13 protein-coding genes are annotated in these 17205 nt (G+C 59.5%); 3 read left to right on the top strand and 10 right to left on the bottom strand.

Annotated elements, in window-relative coordinates:
• The first annotated feature begins 2 nt into the window (after positions 1 to 2).
• From addB to trxA, 3 genes are all read left to right on the top strand, one after another.
• Positions 3 to 3194 carry a double-strand break repair protein AddB gene (gene addB, locus AB8B33_RS22465; RefSeq protein WP_439016933.1) on the top strand — a complete coding sequence of 1064 codons (3192 nt, stop codon included), beginning with the start codon at positions 3 to 5 and terminating at the stop codon, positions 3192 to 3194.
• Complete coding sequence (gene addA / locus AB8B33_RS22460; protein WP_439016932.1) at positions 3187 to 6732, top strand: double-strand break repair helicase AddA; 3546 nt, start codon at positions 3187 to 3189, stop codon at positions 6730 to 6732. Before addB ends, addA begins: the two co-directional genes overlap by 8 nt.
• A 75-nt stretch (positions 6733 to 6807) precedes the next feature.
• Positions 6808 to 7128: a thioredoxin gene (gene trxA / locus AB8B33_RS22455; RefSeq protein WP_007813761.1), complete on the top strand. Its 321-nt coding sequence runs from the start codon at positions 6808 to 6810 to the stop codon at positions 7126 to 7128.
• A 47-nt stretch (positions 7129 to 7175) separates the two neighbouring features.
• Here the strand turns inward: trxA and AB8B33_RS22450 are convergent, their stop codons facing one another.
• The 10 genes from AB8B33_RS22450 to AB8B33_RS22405 form a co-directional block, all read right to left on the bottom strand.
• On the bottom strand, positions 7176 to 8528 hold the full coding sequence (locus AB8B33_RS22450; protein WP_439016931.1) for a bifunctional folylpolyglutamate synthase/dihydrofolate synthase: 1353 nt from the start codon (positions 8526 to 8528) through the stop codon (positions 7176 to 7178).
• A gap of 30 nt (positions 8529 to 8558) precedes the next feature.
• A complete protein-coding gene (gene accD, locus AB8B33_RS22445) occupies positions 8559 to 9461 on the bottom strand; it encodes an acetyl-CoA carboxylase, carboxyltransferase subunit beta (protein ID WP_439016930.1) in 903 nt (300 codons plus the stop codon).
• A gap of 39 nt (positions 9462 to 9500) precedes the next feature.
• Positions 9501 to 10340, bottom strand: coding sequence for a tryptophan synthase subunit alpha (gene trpA / locus AB8B33_RS22440; RefSeq protein WP_439016929.1), 840 nt, complete (start codon positions 10338 to 10340; stop codon positions 9501 to 9503).
• 6 nt (positions 10341 to 10346) lie between these two features.
• Positions 10347 to 11567, bottom strand: coding sequence for a tryptophan synthase subunit beta (gene trpB / locus AB8B33_RS22435; RefSeq protein ID WP_439016928.1), 1221 nt, complete (start codon positions 11565 to 11567; stop codon positions 10347 to 10349).
• Between the two features lie 2 nt (positions 11568 to 11569).
• On the bottom strand, positions 11570 to 12238 hold the full coding sequence (locus AB8B33_RS22430) for a phosphoribosylanthranilate isomerase (RefSeq protein WP_439016927.1): 669 nt from the start codon (positions 12236 to 12238) through the stop codon (positions 11570 to 11572).
• A gap of 72 nt (positions 12239 to 12310) precedes the next feature.
• Positions 12311 to 13069, bottom strand: coding sequence for a M48 family metallopeptidase (locus tag AB8B33_RS22425; protein ID WP_007813775.1), 759 nt, complete (start codon positions 13067 to 13069; stop codon positions 12311 to 12313).
• 90 nt (positions 13070 to 13159) lie between these two features.
• Positions 13160 to 13594: a DUF2852 domain-containing protein gene (locus AB8B33_RS22420; protein WP_113300854.1), complete on the bottom strand. Its 435-nt coding sequence runs from the start codon at positions 13592 to 13594 to the stop codon at positions 13160 to 13162.
• Between the two features lie 144 nt (positions 13595 to 13738).
• Positions 13739 to 15013 (bottom strand): polyhydroxyalkanoate depolymerase, encoded by a 1275-nt coding sequence (locus AB8B33_RS22415; protein ID WP_439017290.1) that lies wholly within the window; start codon positions 15011 to 15013, stop codon positions 13739 to 13741.
• A gap of 207 nt (positions 15014 to 15220) precedes the next feature.
• A complete protein-coding gene (locus AB8B33_RS22410; protein WP_439016926.1) occupies positions 15221 to 16063 on the bottom strand; it encodes a fumarylacetoacetate hydrolase family protein in 843 nt (280 codons plus the stop codon).
• 92 nt (positions 16064 to 16155) lie between these two features.
• Positions 16156 to 17109, bottom strand: a complete 954-nt coding sequence (locus tag AB8B33_RS22405) for a glutathione S-transferase family protein (RefSeq protein WP_439016925.1) — start codon at positions 17107 to 17109, stop codon at positions 16156 to 16158.
• Between the last annotated feature and the right edge of the window lie 96 nt (positions 17110 to 17205).

Genomic DNA, 17205 nt, shown 5'->3' with positions numbered 1-17205 from the left:
GCATGGTAGAGCGGCACCGGCCACGCATTCTGACGATCCCATCCGGCCTTCCCTTCCTGAAGACGCTGGCAAGTTCGCTTTGTGACGGACGCCTGACACCGCTTTTCCGGCATGATCCCGCTGATCCGCTTTCGCTTGCCAAGGTGACGATCTATCTGCCGACCCGGCGCGCCGTACGTGTCCTGCGTTCGGAATTCGTCGATCTGCTCGGCGGCCGCTCGGCGATCTTGCCGGTCATCCGGCCACTGGGAGAGACGGATGACGACAGCGGCTATTTTGACGAGGCGCTGCCCGCGACGATCGATCTTGCCCAGCCGCTTTCCAATACCGCGCGCCTTCTGGAACTGGCCCGGCTGATCCTTGCCTGGCGCAACAAGCTGCCGGAGATCGTCCGGCATATCCATTCGGAATCGCCTCTCGTCGCGCCGGCAAGCCCGGCGGATGCCATCTGGCTTGCCCGCAATCTGGCGGAATTGATCGATTCGATCGAAACCGAGGATCTTGCATGGTCTGAACTCGGCAAGCTTGATACGGGTGACTATGCGGCCTGGTGGCAATTGACGGCGGAGTTCCTGCAGATCGCCAGTGCCTTCTGGCCGGAACGCCTGATCGAACTTGGCCGATCGTCGCCGGCCCGCCATCGCAATGCCATCCTGCGCGCCGAGGCCGGCCGTCTCTCGATGATGATGAAGCCTGCCGGTCCGATCATCATCGCCGGTTCGACGGGTTCGCTTCCTGCCACGGCAGATCTCATCGGCGCCGTGGCGAACCTTCCGGAAGGCGTGATCGTGTTGCCCGGCCTCGACCTTTCCATGCCGGAGGAGCACTGGTCTCTGGTCGCTCCTGATCTCCTGCCGGGTCAACGGGCCAACCCGGCAAGCCGCACGCATCCGCAGTATGGTCTTTCCGTTCTGCTGAAGCGGCTGAAATTCAGCCGCGAGGACGTTCAGCCGATCGAGGAAGCGGAAGCCGATCTGCGCTCTCGGGCGGAAGTCCTCTCGCGGGCGCTTACTCCATCAGAGGCGACGAGCGGCTGGGGTGATTGGAAAAAAGACCTGCCGCAAGGGACCGTTGCCGCGGCATTCGCGGACGTATCGATGATCGAAGCCGCCAACGAGCGCGAGGAGGCGACAGCGATTGCCGTTGCTCTGCGGCTTGCACTGGAACAGCCGGGTAGCGATGGCGAAAGCAGAGCTGCGCTTATTACGCCAGACCGCAATCTGGCGCGCCGTGTTATGGCGGAGCTTTCCCGCTTCGGCATTCTCGCCGACGATTCAGCCGGTACGCCACTTTCGGCAACGCCGCAGGGCACGCTGCTGCAATTGCTCCTGGAGGCGACACTGCGTCCCGGCGATCCTGTCGCCATCGTTTCGCTGCTCAAACACCCGCTTGCCCGCTTCGGGCTGGAGCGCGGCTTTCTGACCGGGGCTGTCGAGGCATTGGAGTTGCTGGCACTGCGCGGCGGCGTGACAGAAGTGGATATCGGATCGCTCGAACAGCTGCTCGACCATCAGCTTTCGGAGCAAGCGCTCGACAGGCACGTGCCGGTGTGGCGCAAATCGCTGCCATCTGAAGCAGCGGAGATGGCCCGCAGGTTAGCCCAGAAAGTTGAACGTGCCGTGGAACCACTGGTATCGGCGCTCGTGCGGCATCGTGGGGATGATGATGGCCTGACGACCGGCATCTCGCTCTCGCAATGGGCCGAACGGACGGGCCGCGCCCTGGAAGGTATCGCTGTCGACGAACATGGCAATCTGGCAGGCCTCTGGTCCGGTGAAGCGGGCGATGCCCTGGCGAGCCTGCTTGGCGAAGTCATCGATACCGATGGCCAGATGGAAGCGGATGGGTCGCAATGGATCGATATCATGGTGGCGCTCTCCGCCGGCCATGCCGTCAAGCCCGGTGCCCTCAGCCACCCTCGCCTCTTTATTTTCGGGACGCTGGAAGCGCGCCTGCAGAATGTCGATACGCTGATACTCGGCAGCCTCAATGAAGGATCATGGCCAGGACAGACCGCCAACAATCCCTTCGTCTCCCGTATGATGAAGACAGAAATCGGGCTGGAGCCGCCGGAACGGCGCATCGGCCAGCTGGCGCATGATTTCGAGATGGCGAACGGGACGCGCCATCTGATCTATTCACGCGCCTTGCGCCAGGGTTCGACGCCAACGGTCGCCTCCCGGTGGCTGCAACGGCTGCTGGCGATCGGCGGCGAGGATTTCGAAGAGCAATTGCGCAAGCGGGGCGCGCGCTTCGTTCACTGGGCAAACCAGATAGACCTCGGCGACAATCAGGCGCCAGCGCAGAGGCCCTCTCCCAAGCCGCCACGGGAACTGCAGCCCAAATCCTATTCCTTCAGCGAAGTCGGTCGGCTGCGCCGCGACCCCTATGCGATTTATGCGCGGCGCGTGCTGCGGCTCGATCCTGTCGACCCATTCAATCGCGATCCGGGCGCAGCGGAACGCGGTACTCTCTACCACAAGATTATCGATCGCTTTGTTCGCGAAGACCATACAGCAGGAACGCCGGAGGCGGCAGCGGCGATGGAAATCATCCTGACCGAACTCTTCGACATAGAGCAGTTGCCGCCGCATATCGACGCCGTCTGGCGGCCGCGCTTCCGCGAAGTCGCGCGCGCTTTCCTGAAATGGGAGGCCGGGCGGCAGCCCGATGTGCAAAAGAGGCTGACGGAAGTGAGGGGCGGTGTCGAACTCGATGGGATCGATATCCGGCTCACCGGCGTTGCCGACCGTATCGATATCAAGGGGCCAAACAGCGCCGACATCATAGACTACAAGACTGGCTACAACCCCTCTCCCACACAGGCCCGCGCCTTGCTCGACCCGCAGCTCGCGCTTGAGGCCGCTGCCCTTCAGGCCGGCGCCTTCCGTGATGCCGGGAGCCTTGTACCGAACGACCTCCTCTATGTCCGCTTGCGGCCGGGCAGTCGCTTCCTGGTGGACAAGGTCAATAACGAGGAGGCCAACAGCGACAAGGCAAAATCAGCAATGCAGCTTGCCGAAGAATCGATCGACCAGCTGGTAAAATTCGTCACCCTGCTGCAGTCCGGCGAGAAGGGTTTTACCTCGCGGCTGATCCCCGCCCAACAATTCGATTTCGGCGGCGATTACGATCATCTTGCCCGCGTTGCGGAATGGGCAACTGCTGACCCGGAAGGAGGAGGCGATGAATGATCCGACCGCGCTTCCGGAGGGTGACGATCCCGGTACCTGGATCGGCTGGACGACGATCCAGCAGGCGATCGCTTCTGATCCGACCCGTTCTGCCTGGGTGTCGGCCAATGCCGGCTCCGGCAAAACGCATGTTCTGACCCAGCGGGTGATCCGGCTGCTGCTTGCCGGGGCACGGCCTTCCGCCATTCTCTGCCTCACCTATACGAAGGCTGCCGCCTCCGAAATGTCGAACCGCGTCTTCGAACGGCTGGCGGAATGGGCGATTTTCCCGGATGAGGAGCTTGCCAAGCGCATCACACAGATCGAAGGTCGTGAGCCGGATTCCCTGAAGCTTGCGGAAGCAAGACGACTGTTTGCCAAGGCACTGGAAACACCGGGTGGTCTGAAGATCCAGACGATCCACGCCTTCTGCGAAGCACTGCTGCACCAGTTTCCGCTGGAAGCAAACGTCGCCGGGCACTTCTCGGTTCTCGACGACCGGGCGGCAGAGACGCTGCTTGCCGATGCGCGGCGTTCACTTTTGACGGCAACGGCACCGGAGAACGACCGGAACCTCGCTGGTGCCTTCACCTATGTGCTTAATCTCGGTGATGAATCCGGGCTCGAAAATCTGCTCGGCGAGATCGTTGCCAACCGTAACGCCATACGCCGCTTCATAACCGCTGCCGAACGGCATGGCGGCGCCGATAAGTTGCTGCGAAAGAAACTCGGGCTTTCACCTGATGATACGGAAGAGGGGCTGGCCGAGCGATACTGGCCCTTGCCGGGTCTCTCGGATGCGGTGCTGGAACTTTATCTTTCGCTCGCCGCTGCAAAGGGTGGCGCGAAGGCTCAAGACGTCGCCGAGGGTTTGCGCCGCGCTGCCCGCGAACGGGATGTTACCGCGCGCGCGCAAATTCTGGAGAAAGTTTTCCTGACATCGAAAGGTGAGCCGAAGACGGACGGGCAATTCTTTGTCAAGGTGATGCTTGCCGAAGCGCCGCAGCTTACTGATGCTATCGCCTCTGCGCGCGCGCATGTCGTCAATTGCCGCGACCGGCTGAAATTGATGCGGATGCACACAGCAACCCATGCCGCTCTCGTGCTCGCGGACCGTCTGAACCGGGATTATGAGGAGCTGAAAAAACAGCGCAGCCATCTCGACTTCGAGGACCTGATCACCCGCACTGCGGACCTGCTCACCAAGAGTGGCGTCGGTCCGTGGATCCATTACAAGCTCGATCAGGGTATCGACCATATCCTCGTCGACGAGGCGCAGGATACCAGCCCTGTTCAATGGAGCGTCATCCAGTCGCTGGCGGAGGATTTCTTCTCAGGAGAAAGTTCGCGGCCTCTCGTCCGGACACTGTTTGCCGTCGGTGACGAGAAACAGTCGATCTATTCCTTCCAGGGCGCGCGGCCGGAACGGTTTTCCGAGGAGAAGGAACGAACGCAGCGTCGCGTGCAGAACAGCGGCCTCGCCTTCTCGACCGTTCGCCTGCCGCTGTCCTTCCGCTCTACCTCCGACGTTCTGCTCGCGGTCGATCACATCTTCACCCCACCGGAGAATGCACGCGGCCTCGGCACCGAGCCGGTCGTTCATCGCTCCAGCCGTATCGGCCATCCTGGGGCCGTCGATCTCTGGGAAATGGTCGTGCCCGATGTCGTGATAAAGGATGAGGACTGGACCGCTCCCTTCGATGCGACGCCCGAGAGCGCGCCGGCCGCCATTCTTGCACGGCGCATCGCTCATACGATCGGTACTCTTGTGGGACGCGAAACGATCGTCGAAAAGGGCAAGGAACGCTTCATAGAAGCCGGCGATATCCTCGTTCTCGTCCGCAAACGCGACGCCTTCGTCAATGCGCTGACGCGTGAACTGAAGCGGCGTGGCGACATCCCCGTCGCCGGCGCGGACCGGCTGGTGCTGACCAGTCATATCGCCGTACAGGATCTGCTGGCGCTGGGCCGTTTTCTGCTCCTGCCGGAAGACGATCTTTCGCTCGCCGCTCTCCTGAAAAGCCCTCTCTTCAATCTTTCGGAAGAGGATATTTTTGCGGTTGCGGCGCTCCGCGACGACCATGAAAGCGTCTGGCACCATCTTCGCAAATATGCCGCCGACGGCAATGAACGCCTCGGCGCGGCCGTCGCAAGGCTGGAGCTCTTTCTTGCCCAGTCCCGAAGCCTTTCGGTCCATGATTTCTATGCCCGTGTCCTCGGCAGTCATGGCGGCCGGCGGCAGTTTTTGGCGCGGCTCGGTACCGAAGTCAGCGATATCCTCGACGAATTCCTGACCTTTGCGCTCGACCACGAGACATCGGGTCTCCCCGGCCTGCAATCCTTCATCTCGACGCTTGAGCTTGAAGCGCCGGAAGTGAAGCGCGAACAGGACAAGGGCCGCAACGAGGTGCGCATCATGACGGTGCATGCCTCCAAAGGTCTCGAAGCGCCAATTGTCTTTCTGGTCGATGGCGGCTCGAAGGCTTTTACCCACACCCACCTGCCAAAGCTCCGGTTGCTTGATGCCGGGCCGGACGAGCCGCCGATACCGGTGTGGATTCCCGTCAGTGATCTCGGCAATTCGCTGACGTTGACCGATGCAGCGCGCATCCAGCTTCTTGCCGAAGAGGAATACCGGCGCCTGCTCTACGTGGCGATGACACGCGCCGCCGACCGGCTGATCGTCTGCGGCTATCGCGGCGTGCGGCTGAACAACGACACCTGGCATATGATGATTTCCACCGCGCTCGACGCCGAGCATCCGCATGTCGAAAAGGCAACTTTTGCAGGTCCGGATGGCGAGTGGGACGGCATGCGCTGGCGTGTGCCGCAGGTCGAGCGCAGCTTCGAGCGAATGGACCGTGCGCCTGAACAGGCAACGGTCATAACGGTCCCCCCTGACCTGTTCCGCCCTCTGCCGCCGCAGAAACAACTGCCGCGGCCACTTAGCCCTTCCGGTGCCGGAACGATCATCGATGAGGAGGCCGATGATCTTCTGGTGACCTCACCGCTCTTCGGCGATCAAGAGGGCAGCGATCGTTCCCTGGAAAAGGGCCGTCTTATCCATCGGATGCTTCAGGCTCTTCCCGATATTCCGGCGGAGGAGCGGGCCGATGCAGCGAAGCGTTATGCTGAACGCGCGGCGCGATTCTGGCCGGCTATAGAGCGGCAGGCTTTGGTCGATTCGGTTGTGAAACTTTTGCAAGATGAAAGGCTTCAAGCCGTCTTCAACGTTCATGCCCAGGCGGAAATCTCGATCATGGGAACCTTGACGCTGGAAGGCCGGGAATATGCCGTCTCAGGCCGGATTGACCGGCTTGCTGTCCTGCCAGACAGTGTCGTCATTCTGGACTACAAGACAAATCGCGTTCCACCGACAAGCGAAGATAAAATCCCTTTTGCGCACAAGGCGCAGCTTGCGATCTATCGGGAAATATTGAAGCCGCTCTATCCTGCCAAACGGATCGATTGCATGCTGGTTTATACAGAAAATGCGACCATCCATACTCTTGGCGAACAGGCTTTGGCTTCGGCACTTGCAGGACTCAACACAAAGTGAAATATCGGACATTGAAATTCCGGCACCGCACCCTCACATGTTACGCAACAGCAAATTCCGGTAAAGGAGCAGCCTATGGCTACCGTTAAGGTCGATATCAACAACTTCCAGTCGGAAGTTCTGGAGTCCGCAGAACCAGTCGTCGTCGATTTCTGGGCTGAATGGTGCGGTCCGTGCAAAATGATTGCTCCGAGCCTCGAAGAAATCGCCACGGAACTGGCCGGCAAGGTCAAGGTCGCCAAGCTCAACATCGATGAAAACCCGGAACTGGCCGCCCAGTTCGGCGTTCGCTCGATCCCCACGCTTGCAATCTTCAAGGGCGGTGAAGTTGCCGACATCTCCATCGGCGCAAAGCCAAAGACGGCGCTTTCCAACTGGATTTCCAGCGCAGCCTGATGATATCGATAGTTCGATGCAAAAAGCCCGGCATTTGCCGGGCTTTTTCATTTAGGGGGTGTGCCGTTTTCCGCCAGCACGTCGCCAACGAGATAAAGAGAGCCGCCGATGAGGATACGTGGCGGCGGCGCCTCCGGGTCGACGCTCGAAGCGATGGCGTCCAGGGCATCGACGACTGATGACATCGGTTCGGCCACAAGCCCGGCATCATAGGCGGCGTGGGCCAGAATCACCGGATCGATCATTGCTTCGCTGCCGCGGATTGGCACGCAATAGATCTTCTCCGCCAGATCCGCAAAGGCCTTGAAATAGCCGACCGGGTCCTTGGTGTTGATCATGCCCGATATCAGGAATAGCGGACGGGACTGGCGCTCTTCGAAATTTGCCATGGCTTCGGCAATCACTTCACCAGCACCCGGATTATGGCCGCCATCGACCCAGATTTCCGACCGGGCCGGCGCGTGGCTCAGAAGCCTGCCTTCTGTCAATTTCTGCAGGCGGCCGGGCCACTCCACCGTTTCCATTGCCTTTTCCATCATCGGTTCGGCGACGGTAAAGCCTGCGGCCTTGACCGCCCGGATGGCGGCTGCGGCATTGGCATATTGATGGCGACCGGGAAGGCGCGGCAAAGGCAGATCCGCAAGGCCGAAATCGTCCTGATAGATCAGCCGGCCATATTCCTCATGCGCGATGAAATCCTGGCCGAAAACGGCGCTCGGGCAGTGCAACCGTTCGGCCGTCGACATCAGCACGTCAAGGGCTGCGTCATACTCCTGATGGCCAATGACGACGGAATGGCCGCGCTTCATGATGCCGGCCTTTTCCGCTGCAATCAGTTCCACCCGGTCGCCGAGATAGGGCTGATGATCGAGTGAAATCGGCATGATGACCGAAACGGCGGGATCCTCGATGACATTCGTCGCGTCGAAACGACCACCGAGACCGACCTCGATGATTGCGACATCGGCTGGATGTTCAGAAAAAAGAATGAAAGTGACGGCCGTCAGTATTTCAAAGACGGTAATCTTCTCCCCGCCATTGGCCTTCGCCGCGCGTCGCAAAACTTCTGCGAAAACGCTATCATCAACCAGTTGACCACGCCCGCCTGGAACACCCAGACGGTAACGTTCATGCCAGTTTACGAGATGCGGAGAGGTATGGACATGGGCGCTGTAGCCGCCCGCTTCCAGAAGCGCGCGGCAGAAAGCTGATGTCGAGCCCTTGCCGTTGGTGCCGGCGATATGGATGACGGGGGGAAGGTTGCGCTCCGGATTGCCAAGCGCCTCCAGAAGGCGCTTGATGCGGTCCAATGACAAATCGTAGCCCTTGGGATGCAATCCCATGAGCTTTTCGATTTCCTGCGCCGCCTCACTCACCGCGATCTGGCCTCTGTCTGTCATCGGCCCGCCCTATTCTGTGAGATCTGCTGCTCAGGCGCTCGCCGCCAGAGCAATCACTCCATTGGCATCATTTGCCGCCGTAGCCGGCTTCTTGGTCAGGATTTTCAACAGACGCGCCAGCGTCTCCGGAATATCATGACGCTTGACGACCATGTCGACCACGCCGTGTTCCAGCAGATATTCCGAGGTCTGGAAGCCCTCGGGGAGCTTTTCACGCAGCGTCTGTTCGATGACGCGCTTGCCGGCAAAGCCGATTTCGGCACCCGGTTCCGCCAGATGAATATCGCCAAGCATGGCGTAGGAGGCCGTTACGCCGCCGGTGGTCGGGTTTGTCAGAACCACGATGTAGGGCTGGCCTGCTTCCTTGAGCATGTCGACGGCCACCGTCGTGCGCGGCAGCTGCATCAAGGATAGAATGCCTTCCTGCATCCGCGCGCCGCCCGAGGCCGGGAACATGACGAGCGGGCACTTCTCCGCAATCGCGCGTTCGAAGGCTTTGACGATCGCTTCGCCGGCAGCCATGCCGAGCGAACCGCCGATGAAGTTGAATTCATGAACGACCGCGACGAGCTTCAGGCCCTTCACGCTGCCGAGACCGGCGAGGATCGTATCTTCCTGCTCGGTCTTGAGGCGGCTGTCGCGCAGACGGTCGCTATACTTCTTGGAATCGCGGAACTTCAGCGGATCCTGGGCGACCTTCGGCTGCGGCAAAGCTTCGAATTCGCCGTTGTCGAACAGGTCGGCAAGGCGCGCCTTTGCCGGCATCTTCATGTGGTAGCCGGAAGCGGGAATGACCCACTTGTTGCTTTCGAGGTCCTTGTGAAAAACCATCTCGCCCGTTTCCGGGCACTTGATCCAGAGGTTCTCCGGCACTTCGCGACGGCCCAGCATGGAATTGATCCGCGGGCGAACGTAGTTAGTGATCCAGTTCAACTCGAATACTCCTGATTGACTAGTGCCAATGTGGGGAAACTATTCGGCAGCAACAAGGCGCGCCGAACGCGTTCCTGTGGAAAGACCGCGAACGAGTGTCGCAACGGCCTGAACCGTGTCGGCCGTCGCCTTTCCATCCGACGTCAGGGTGTTGGCTACCTGATTGACGATCGCCGTACCGACAACCACACCATCGGCCGAAGCACCGATGACCTTTGCGTGCTCTGCCGTCTTGACGCCGAAGCCGACGCAAACGGGCAGATCGGTATGGTCCTTGATGCGCTTGACCGCACCCGAAATCAGCGACGGATCCGGCAGAGCCGAACCGGTGATACCGTTCATAGAAACGTAATAGACGAAGCCAGACGTGTTCTTCAGCACGGTCGGCAGGCGCTTCTCATCCGTCGTCGGTGTTGCCAGGCGAATGAAATTGATGCCCTTCTTCAACGCCGGGATGCAGAGTTCGTCATCCATTTCCGGCGGCAGGTCGACGATGATCAACCCGTCGATGCCGGATGCCAGCGCATCGTCGAGAAACTTCTCGACGCCGTAGATATAGATCGGGTTGTAGTAGCCCATCATGACGATCGGCGTTGCATCGTTGGTCTTGCGGAAGTCGGCAGCGAGCTGCAGCGTCTTCTTCAGCGTTTGACCACCCTTCAGGGCGCGCTGGCCGGACAACTGGATCGCCGGGCCATCGGCCATCGGATCGGAAAAGGGCATGCCGAGTTCGATGACGTCGGAGCCGGCTTCCGGCAGCGCCTTCATGATGCCGAGCGAGGTCTCGTAATCAGGGTCGCCACCCATGAAATAGGTTACGAGCGCCGGGCGGCCTTCCGCCTTCAGATCGGCGAAGCGTTTATCCATACGTGCGGTCATGTCTCTTTACTCACCCATTCCCAGAATCTTGCCGACGGTGAAGATGTCCTTGTCGCCACGGCCGGAGAGGTTCATCAGAATGATCTCGTCCTTGCCCATCTTGGGCGCGCGCTTGATGACTTCGGCAAGCGCATGCGAAGGCTCGAGCGCGGGAATGATGCCCTCGAGACGAGTAAGTATCTGGAAGGCTTCGAGCGCCTCATGATCCATGATCGGCACGTATTCGGCGCGGCCGATATCGTTGAGCCACGAATGTTCCGGGCCGATGCCAGGATAGTCGAGGCCGGCCGAAATCGAATGGCCTTCCTTGATCTGCCCGTCATTGTCCTGCAGCAGATAGGTGCGGTTGCCGTGCAGCACGCCCGGTGAACCGGCTGTGATCGAAGCGCAGTGCTCATCGCCCTGCAGACCTTTGCCGCCCGCTTCGACGCCGACGATCTTGACGTCCTCGTCATCGAGGAAAGGATGGAAGATACCGATCGCATTCGAACCGCCGCCGACGGCAGCGATGACGAGATCCGGCAGCCGGCCTTCGGCTTCAAGGATCTGCTGCTTGGCTTCCGTGCCGATGACGGCCTGGAAATCCCGCACCATTTCCGGATAGGGATGCGGGCCGGCGGCCGTTCCGATCAAGTAATAGGTGTCATCGACGTTGGTGACCCAGTCACGCAGCGCCTCATTCATCGCATCCTTCAGCGTGCCGCTGCCGGCCGTGACCGGCTTTACCTCGGCACCCAGCAGCTTCATGCGGAAAACGTTTGGCGCCTGACGCTCGACGTCGGTGGCGCCCATATAGACGACACAGGGAAATCCGAAGCGGGCGGCGACGGTGGCGGAAGCCACGCCATGCTGGCCGGCACCGGTCTCGGCGATAATGCGCGTCTTGCCCATGCGCTTGGCGAGCAGGATTTGGCCGATACAGTTGTTGATCTTGTGCGAGCCGGTATGGTTCAGCTCTTCACGCTTGAAATAGATCTTGGCACCGCCGAGATGCTGGGTCAGGCGCTCGGCGTAATAGAGCGGGCTCGGGCGGCCGATATAGTGGGTACCGAGCTGCTTCAATTCCGCCTGAAATTCCGGATCGTCCTTCGCCTTGTTCCACTCCTCCTGCAAATCGAGGATCAAAGGCATCAGAGTTTCGGCCACGAAGCGGCCCCCATAAATGCCGAAGCGTCCGTCTTCGTCCGGACCGGCGCGGAAGGAATTCGGTTTAGGCGTCTCGTTCACTTTCAACTCCCTGAGGTCGTTTCAGGCAGGCATGCCTGTTCAACCGCATCGAAAAATTCATCGATCATGTCCAGGCTCTTCACGCCCGGCGCACTCTCGACACCAGAGGCAGTATCGACACCTGGCGCCTTCGTCATTGCAAGCGCCTGTCCGACATTGGCCTTGTTGAGCCCACCGGAAAGCATGTAGTCGACATTGCCGTCAAGCCAGGTGAGCAGACCCCAATCAAAGGAAACGCCATTGCCGCCCGGTAGTTCAGATCCTTTTGGCGGCTTGGCATCGAAGAGGAAGCGGTCGGCGATGCCAATATAGGCCTCGACCCTCTTCAGGTCATCGGTGCTGCGGACCGACAAGGCCTTGATCACGGGGATGCCATACATCGCCTTGATGGTCAGCACGCGCTCAGGGCTCTCGCTACCGTGTAGCTGCAGCATATCCGGGCGCAAAAGTGCAACGATTTCATCAAGATCATCATTGCTCGGATCGACCACGACAGCGACGATCTTCGCCTTGCCGCGCGCAGGTTCCGCGAGCTTGCCGGCAATATCCGGCTCGACGTAACGCGGGCTTTTTTGGAAAAAATTGAAGCCGATATGCGTCGCTCCGCGCTTCAATGCGCGCTCGACAGTCTCAGGCGTCTTCAAACCGCAGATCTTGATATCCGGTCTCATGGCAGCGAAGTGACATGAAACGGGCGAAGAGTCGAGCCAATTTGCAATGGCGGCAGCATTTAACGGTGGCGCTTAATCGAACTCTATAGCGTGCAACTGACTGCCGTGACGCTTCAGCCAGGACTTCGCCTCTTCCATGTGCGGGCAGAGCTTCTTGCAGAGCGCCCAGAAGTGTGGACCGTGGTTCATTTCCTTCAGATGCGCGACCTCATGGGCGGCGAGATAATCAATCACCGACGGCGGCGCCATGACGATGCGCCAGGAGAAGCTCAGATTTCCTTCCGAAGAGCAGGAACCCCAGCGGCTGCGAGTATCTTTCATCGAAATCGAGCGGATCGGCGCCTTGATGGAACCGGCATGCAGCCGCGACAATCTCTCAAGATCGCTGCGCGCCTCCTTCTTGAGGAAGGTCGCGATGCGCCGGCCGATATGTTCCGGCATGCCGCTGACGCGAAGTACCGGTTTGCCGTCCATCACGACAGCCTCAGTCAGCCCACGCAGGCTGCCTGTGTGCTCGATGCGATGTCTGACACCGCGAAAGAGAATTTCGCCGCCGTCGCGCAGGCCCGCATCCGTCGAGAATTTCGCAAGCTTGGTCAGCAGCCAGCCCTGATGCCGATCAAGGAAGGCGTTGACTTCGCGGGCGGCAAGCCCCTTCGGCACCGTCATCTTCAATGCACGGCCGCCCGGCTCGATACGGAGCGTGATCCGGGTTGCCCGATCATGCTGCTTGATCGTCAAGGGCATCAGACGGCCGGCGACATCCAGCGTCCGCTTTTCGGGCGGCGACGGTTTTTTCGTCGTACGGCGGATCTTCGGAAGCGGAAACATAGGGGTTTTCTATACGATTCGGGAGAAATCCGGGCAAAGAAAAACCGGCATCGTATCCGATGCCGGCCGTAGATTCTTTGTGATCACGCCTTACGGCGTCTGGTATTCGGCGACCGGGCCATTATCGTCGCGTCGGTTGTTCTTGCGCTCGCGCATGAAGCGATCGAATTCTTCCTGATCCTTGGCGCGACGAAGCTCGCGCAGGTAGGAATCGAATTCCTCACGCATTTCATCAAGCTTGCGGCGCTCTTCTTCCATGCGATCGAGCTCGGCCTTGCGCCAATCGTCGAAGGCGACGTTGCCCGTCGAGAAATGCGGGCGGTGACGGCCGTGCGAACGGCGGCAGCCTGCAAAGAAGCCATCCGTTGCCTGGTTGACGTCACGCTTGAAGCCACGCAGCCGCTCGCCGAAGATGATATAGGCAAGCATGGCCAGCCCCAGAGGCCAGAAAACCATGAAGCCGAGGATCATCAAGGCAACGGTAGCCGGAGTCCAATCCGGGCGAAGCAATGCTGACTGGTTCATCGTGCGGTATCCTCGCGTTCAGCACCCGACAGGATGCCGAGTGCTGAAAAAACAGATGGTTACCGCGGAACCGGCCTTCAAGACGATTTCAGGTTAAATCGAACAAGACCTTGAATCGATGGCATTAAATCAGCGTTTTCTAACTCACGCCGATTTGCCGCCCTTGATGACGCGCTGGACCGGTGGCTTCTTGGCGCGGGAATGCTGGCGCGTGAAGCTGACGATGCGGGGCGCGATCTCGCGGCGGAAGCGGGAACCGTTGAAGACGCCATAGTGGCCGACATCCGGCTGCAGGTAATGCATGCGCATCTCGTCAGGGATGTTTACACAGATGGTCTGGGCTGCATGCGTCTGGCCGACACCGGAGATATCGTCGTTCTCGCCTTCTACGGTCAGCAAGGCCACGTTGCGGATGGCTGAGGGATCAACAAGCTTGCCGCGATGCATCAACTCGCCTTTCGGCAGCGCATGCTTCATGAAGACCTGCTCCACGGTCTGCAGATAAAATTCCGCGGTGAGGTCCATGACGGCGAGATATTCGTCATAGAAATCGCGGTGCTTTTCCGGTTCGCCGTCGTTCTTCACCAGATGCATGAAGAATTCTTTGTGGGCGATCAAATGCCGGTCGAGGTTCATCGACATGAAGCCGGAAAGCTGCAGGAAACCCGGATAGACAGATCGCATGAAGCCCGGCTGCGGCCAGGGCACGTTCATGACGACATTATCGGCAAACCATTCGAGCGGCCGTTCCTTGGCAAGATTGTTGACGGCTGTCGGATTAATGCGGGTATCGATCGGACCGCCCATCAGTGTCATGGACGACGGCGCGAGCGGATCCTTGGCCTCTTCCATGATTGCGGCCGCGGCCAGCACCGGCACGGAGGGCTGACAGACGGCGACAACATGGGTGTCATGGCCGAGGAAATGCAGCATCTCGATGACGTAGTCGATATAATCGGAAAGGTCGAAGGTGCCTTCGGTCATCGGCACCATGCGCGCATCGATCCAGTCCGTGATGTAGATATCGGCGCTGGGCAGAAGGGCCTCGACGGTGCCACGCAGCAGCGTCGCATAATGGCCGGACATCGGCGCGACGATGAGGATGCGCGGGTCGCCGCTGTGGCCGGCCGGAACATCGCGGGAGAAATGGAGGAGATTACAGAAGGAGCGCGCCCAGACGACTTCCTCGCGCACGGAAACCTTCTTGCCGTCGATGACAGTCTCATTGAGTCCGAATTCAGGCTTGCCGTAACGGCGCGTCGTGCGCTCGAACATTTCGAGACTGGCCGAAATGGTGCGCCCTAGCGGGGTCTGTGAGAAGGGGTTCAGCGGATTGGAATAGGCAAAACGCATGATATCTGCTGCAGCGCGGAAAGGAGCCAACGCTGCATGGTTCAATTCATAAAGCTGGTAGAACATGGAGGGCGCCACCTTTCTCTATCCGGCAAAGACGACGCCAATTGAAGGGCACCGGACTCTTTCCGTTAACGCTGGCACATCAACGTAGGCTAACAGGTTTTTGTTGCACAGCAACATAACATTACAGTTTGAAAGAAAAATGCCGGAAAATTGATCTCCGGCATTATCTTGGCGCACAAAGTTTAAGCTTTTCAGCAAGAAAAGTCGTTAACGGTCTGCTACGAAGAGCTGCTTCTGGGTGCCGAGACCTTCGATACCGAGTTCGACGACGTCGCCGTCCTTCAGGTAACGCGGCGGCTTCATGCCCATGCCGACACCTGGAGGCGTACCCGTCGAGATAACGTCGCCCGGGTGCAGGGACATGAACTGGCTGAGATAGGACACGACGAAAGCCACGCCATAGACCATGGTTTTCGTGGAACCGTTCTGCATCGTCTGGCCGTTGACCTTGAGCCACATGCCGAGGTTCTGCGGATCGGCAACTTCGTCTTTGGTGACGAGCCAGGGGCCGATCGGTCCGAAGGTGTCGCAGGATTTACCCTTGGTCCACTGGCCCGAGCGCTCGGTCTGGAAGGCGCGCTCGGAGACGTCGTCGGAAACGCAGTAACCGGCAACGTAATCCAGCGCTTCGGCCTCGCTCACATATTTCGCGGTTTTGCCGATAACCACGCCAAGTTCGACTTCCCAGTCGGTCTTTTCAGAACCGCGCGGGATCAGCACATTGTCGTTGGGACCAATGATCGCCGAAGTCGCCTTCATGAAGATAACGGGTTCGGGCGGAACGGTTGCACCGGTTTCAGCCGCATGGTCGGAGTAGTTCAGGCCGATGCAGATAAATTTTCCGGTGCCAGCAACACAAGCACCGATGCGGCCGGGCGCCAGTTCCGGCAGGCTCTTAGGGTCAAGGGCTGCGATTTTCGCAAGACCTGCCGGCGTGATCGCCTCGCCGCCGATATCGGCCACGTGCGCGGAAAGGTCACGGATCTTGCCATCGGCATCGAGCAGGGCCGGCTTTTCGCGGCCCGCTTCTCCAACGCGCATCAGCTTCATGAATGTCCTCCTCAATGGAAAGTAGATGTGCCACCTATGAACGAATTATTCATCGGTGTCATTATGACTTGCCACGGAAGCGGTACGCCCGCTTAGAAAATTTCCGCCAGTGATGGACCAACCGGAACAATACGCGTGGGGTTGAGGCTCTCGATCGAATAATAGCCGCGCTTGATGTGATCGAGGTTCACGGTCTCGGCAATGCCGGGCCAATCCAGCATCCGCCGGCAGAAGGACTTGAGGTTAACATAGTCAGAGAGACGCCGCAGATTGCATTTGAAGAGACCGTGATAGGCGACATCAAAACGCGCCAGCGTGACGAACAGACGGATATCGGCCTCCGTCGGATGGTCGGCAAAGAAGAAACTGCGTCCTTCAAGCTGCGGTTCTATCCAGTCGAGGCAAGCGAAAACCTCGGCAAAGGCCTCTTCATAGGCAACCTGCGTCGTTGCGAATCCGGTGCGATAAACGCCATTGTTCAAGGACGAATAGATACGCTCGTTGAAGGCATCGATTTCACCCCGTCGAGCGGCCGGATAAAGATCGAGACTGCCGCGGGCAAGATCGCCAAAGCCGCTGTTCAGCATGCGCAGAATGTCGGAGGATTCATTGTTGACGATCGTTGCACGTTTCTTGTCCCATAGAACGGGGACCGTTGCTCGCCCGGTAAAATGGGGATCCGCTTTTGTGTAGATCTCGTGCATGTAGGTGACGCCGTTCAGCTCATCCGAAGTCGCGCCGGGATAATCGCCAAAACGCCAGCCCTGCTTGCTGAGCGCCGGTTCGACGATCGAAACCGAGATGACGTCTTCGAGCCGCTTAAGCTTGCGGCCGATCAGCGTACGCGAAGCCCAGGGGCAGATATAGGCGACGTAAAGATGATAGCGTCCTGCTTCTGCGGCAAAACCACCCTCACCCGTCGGACCAGCGCTGCCGTCAGGTGTCACCCAGTTGCGGAAGCTCGATATCTGGCGGACGAAGCCACCCTTCTCATCCTTCGCCTGGACCGGCTGCCAGTCTTCGGTCCATTTCCCATTCACCAGCATGCCGCATCTCCTGATCGATCGGATTTGACGCTGCTTTACCGGGAGTTCCTCGCGCGCGTAAGGCCAGTTTCTGGAAACAGATTGTGCACTGGCCGT

The sequence above is a fragment of the Rhizobium sp. 768_B6_N1_8 genome (assembly GCF_051811225.1).
Classification (GTDB): domain Bacteria; phylum Pseudomonadota; class Alphaproteobacteria; order Rhizobiales; family Rhizobiaceae; genus Rhizobium.
The sequence above is the reverse complement of the archived record's forward strand: the minus strand, read 5'-3'. Positions and strand labels throughout refer to the sequence as shown.

Excerpts from the sequence above, each read along its gene's own strand:
- AB8B33_RS22450 (WP_439016931.1), bottom strand. The coding sequence starts at position 8,528 with ATGACAGACAGAGGCCAGATCGCGGTGAGTGAGGCGGCGCAGGAAATC.
- addB (WP_439016933.1), top strand. The coding sequence starts at position 3 with ATGGTAGAGCGGCACCGGCCACGCATTCTGACGATCCCATCCGGCCTT.
- AB8B33_RS22415 (WP_439017290.1), bottom strand. The coding sequence starts at position 15,013 with ATGTTCTACCAGCTTTATGAATTGAACCATGCAGCGTTGGCTCCTTTC.
- addA (WP_439016932.1), top strand. The coding sequence starts at position 3,187 with ATGAATGATCCGACCGCGCTTCCGGAGGGTGACGATCCCGGTACCTGG.
- AB8B33_RS22430 (WP_439016927.1), bottom strand. The coding sequence starts at position 12,238 with ATGAGACCGGATATCAAGATCTGCGGTTTGAAGACGCCTGAGACTGTC.
- AB8B33_RS22405 (WP_439016925.1), bottom strand. The coding sequence starts at position 17,109 with ATGCTGGTGAATGGGAAATGGACCGAAGACTGGCAGCCGGTCCAGGCG.
- trxA (WP_007813761.1), top strand. The coding sequence starts at position 6,808 with ATGGCTACCGTTAAGGTCGATATCAACAACTTCCAGTCGGAAGTTCTG.
- AB8B33_RS22410 (WP_439016926.1), bottom strand. The coding sequence starts at position 16,063 with ATGAAGCTGATGCGCGTTGGAGAAGCGGGCCGCGAAAAGCCGGCCCTG.
- trpA (WP_439016929.1), bottom strand. The coding sequence starts at position 10,340 with ATGACCGCACGTATGGATAAACGCTTCGCCGATCTGAAGGCGGAAGGC.
- AB8B33_RS22420 (WP_113300854.1), bottom strand. The coding sequence starts at position 13,594 with ATGAACCAGTCAGCATTGCTTCGCCCGGATTGGACTCCGGCTACCGTT.
- AB8B33_RS22425 (WP_007813775.1), bottom strand. The coding sequence starts at position 13,069 with ATGTTTCCGCTTCCGAAGATCCGCCGTACGACGAAAAAACCGTCGCCG.